Genomic DNA, 3,082 nt, shown 5'->3' with positions numbered 1-3,082 from the left:
CGCCGAGGACCGCCGCCAGGTAGACCGTCTCCGGCATGCCCGGCGGCAGGGCCGGGGTGGTCACCGCCGCGATCTCGGCCCACAGCCCGCGGGCCAGCCGCCCGCGCGCCGGCTCCCTGAGCTGGTGCACCCGGGCCAGGTACTGCCGGGCGGCCAGCGCCAGGCCGTCGTCCAGCCGGCTCAGATCCAGGGTGTACGCCCAGCCGGCCAGGGCGGGCACCGCGGTCGGGACCGGCCGCCAGGGGGTGGCTGTCCGGGTGTGCACGACCAGCGTGCCCGCCACCAGGTCGCCCAGCCGGCGCCCCCGCCGGTCGGTCAGCATCACCGTCACCCCGGCCACCCAGCTCAGCAGCGGCAGGACCAGGCCGGGCCACTCCACCGCCACGCCGACCAGGGCGCGGGTCAGCGACTGCCGGGCCCCGACCGGGGCGCCGTCGGCGCTGACCACCCGCAACCCGACCGCCATCTTGCCCAGCGTGCGGCCGTGGTTGAACCGCTCGAAGAGCACCGGGTAGCCGACCAGCACGAGGATCACTCCCACCGTCGCGACGGCGCTGGCCAGGGCGCCGTCGAACGGGAGCGTGGCGAGCCCGAACCCGATCAGCATGAACAGCAGCAGGGCGATGACCAGCTGGGCCAGGACGTCGAGCAGCAGCGCGAGCACCCGGGAACCGATCCGGGCGGCCCGGACGTCCAGCTCCACGGCCTCCCCGCTGACCAGCCCGGCATCGCCCCACCGGGCGGGTCGGGCCGGCGGTCGTGGTTGCGCTCTCACCCGGACAGTGAACACTATGATCGCCGGACGGGGGTGACGGTGGATCTCGACGCGTACGTCGCAGAGCACGGCGGGGAGTGGCGACGGCTGGATCAGCTCTGCGGTCGCCGCCGGCTCGACGCCGCCGAGGTCGACGAGCTGGTCGCCCTCTACCAGCGGGCGGCCACCCAGCTCTCCGTGCTGCGCAGCCGCTCGCCCGACCCGGCGCTGGTCGGTGAGCTCTCCCAGGTGGTGCTGCGTGCCCGGGCCCGGCTCACCGGCCGCCCGCGCCCGTCCTGGGCGGCGGTCGGGCGGTTCCTGCTGGTCGGCTTCCCCGGCGCGGTGCACCGCGCCTGGCCCTGGTGGTGCGGCGTGGCGACCGGGTTCAGCCTGCTCACGTTCTTCCTGATCTGGTTCGTCGCCGGAAACCCCGACACGGCGGCGGCCTTCATCGGCGAGGAGGCGGCCGGCGACCTGGTCGAGTCCGGCTTCGCCGGCTACTACACCGAGTTCTCCGCGCCGACCTTCGCCTTCCACCTCTGGACGCACAACGCCTGGCTCGCCGCCCAGTGCCTGGCCGCCGGGGTGCTGATCGTCCCGGTGGCCTGGCTGCTCTGGCAGAACGCGCTCAACATCGGCGTGGTCGGCGGGGTGATGGTCTCCTACGGGCGGGCCGACGTCTTCTTCGGAATGATCACCCCGCACGGGCTGCTGGAGCTGACCGGGGTCTTCGTGGCCGCCGGGGTCGGCCTGCGTACCGGCTGGGCGTGGATCGCGCCGCCGGCCCAGCTGACCCGGGGGCAGGCCGTGGCCCGGGCGGGCCGCGAGGGCGTCCTGGTCGCCGTCGGCCTGGTCGGCGTCTTCGCCGTCTCCGCCGTCGTCGAGGCGTTCGTGACCCCGGCCCCGGTCCCCGTCCCGCTCCGCGTCGCCGTCGGGGCCGCCGTCTGGCTCGCCTTCCTGGCGTACGTGGTGATCCTCGGCCGCCGTGCCACCCGGCTGTCCGACTCCGTCGATCATGAGGTCGACGGCGTCGTCGATCGGCACCACCACCGCTGACGTCAGGATCGACCCGGCCGGGGGCGGGGTGGGTCAGAGGTGGCCGAGGGCCTTGAGGCGGAGGTAGGTGTCGGCGACGGCGGGGGCCAGCCGGCCGGCGGGGGCGTCGACGACCGTGACGCCGTGACGGGCCAGGGCCGCCGCGACGCGGTGGCGTTCGGCGAGGGCGCGCCAGGCCGCCGCCGCCGCGTAGGCGTCCGCCGGACGCTCCGGGGTGACGCCGGTCAGCGCGGCCAGCACCGGGTCGTGGGTCGCCGCGATCACCACCTTGTGCCGGGCGGCCAGCCGGGGCAGCAACGGCAGCAGTCCCTCGCCGAGCGCGCCCGCCTCCAGCGCGGTGAAGAGCACCACCAGGCTGCGCTGGCGCTGGCGGCGCAGCAGTTCGCCGGCGATCAGGTCGAAGTCGGTCTCCACCAGCGCCGGTTGCAGCGGGGCGAGCGCGTGCACCAGCCGGGCGAGCAGGGCCGGCCGTCCGGTGCCGGTCAGCGTCGCCCGGACCGCGGTGTCGGCGGCGAGCAGGTCGACCCGGTCACCGGCGCGGGCGGCGAGGGCGGTGAGCAGCAGCGCGGCGTCGATCGCGGTGTCCAGCCGGGGCTCGTCGCCCACCCGCACCGCCGACGTCCGGCCGGTGTCCAGCACGCAGACCAGCCGGCGGTCCCGCTCCGGCCGCCAGGTACGCACCAGCACGTCCGCCCGGCGGGCGCTGGCCCGCCAGTCGATGGAGCGCACGTCGTCGCCGACCACGTACTCGCGGAGGGTGTCGAACTCGGTGCCCTGGCCGCGACCCCGACTGACCTGGGTGCCGTCGATCACCCGCAGCCGGGCCAGCTTCTCCGGCAGGTGCCGGCGCGAGTCGAAGCGGGGCAGCACGCGCAGCGTCCACGGCGGGGTGGCCGGCCGGTCGGAGCGCTGCCGGAACCCCAGCCCCAACGGCCCGAACGAGCGGATGGTCAGCGCCACCGCCGGCCGGTCGCCGCGCCGCCCGGGGGTGAGCCGGTTGGGCAACGCCACCGTCGCGCCCGGCTCGACGTGGACCGTCCGCGAGGGCGGGACGTCGGGGCGGGCGCCGGCCGACGGCACCCAGGCGTCGCGGACCCGGGCGCGCAGCGTACGGCCGGTGGGGTTGTGCAGCAGCAGCGTGACGGTGGCGGTGCCGCCGAGCCGGACCGTACGGTCCCCCTCCCGGGCGGCGGACAGCGCGCCCGGCGGCACGGCCAGCGCCCGGTCGAGCAGGACCAGCAGCAGCACCGCGCCGGTCATCACCAGCAGCCC

At 76.5% G+C, this 3,082-nt stretch carries 3 protein-coding genes; 1 reads left to right on the top strand and 2 read right to left on the bottom strand.

What is annotated here, in order from left to right:
- Positions 1-775: RDD family protein (locus NCC78_RS30055; protein WP_250798756.1), on the bottom strand; the 775-nt coding region annotated here is incomplete at its 3' end.
- Positions 776-808: 33 nt separating this feature from the next.
- Between NCC78_RS30055 and NCC78_RS30050 the strand changes: the two genes are divergently transcribed.
- Entirely contained in the window at positions 809-1,810 is a 1,002-nt protein-coding gene (locus NCC78_RS30050) for a stage II sporulation protein M (protein WP_250798754.1), read from the top strand.
- Between the two features lie 33 nt (positions 1,811-1,843).
- Here the strand turns inward: NCC78_RS30050 and NCC78_RS30045 are convergent.
- The coding region (locus NCC78_RS30045) for a DUF58 domain-containing protein (RefSeq protein WP_250798753.1) at positions 1,844-3,082 on the bottom strand (1,239 nt) is incomplete at its 5' end.

Origin of the sequence: Micromonospora phytophila (assembly GCF_023656545.1) — a bacterium.
GTDB lineage: Bacteria > Actinomycetota > Actinomycetes > Mycobacteriales > Micromonosporaceae > Micromonospora > Micromonospora phytophila.
Note: the sequence above shows the minus strand (reverse complement) of the source record. Positions and strands in the feature narration are given on the sequence as shown.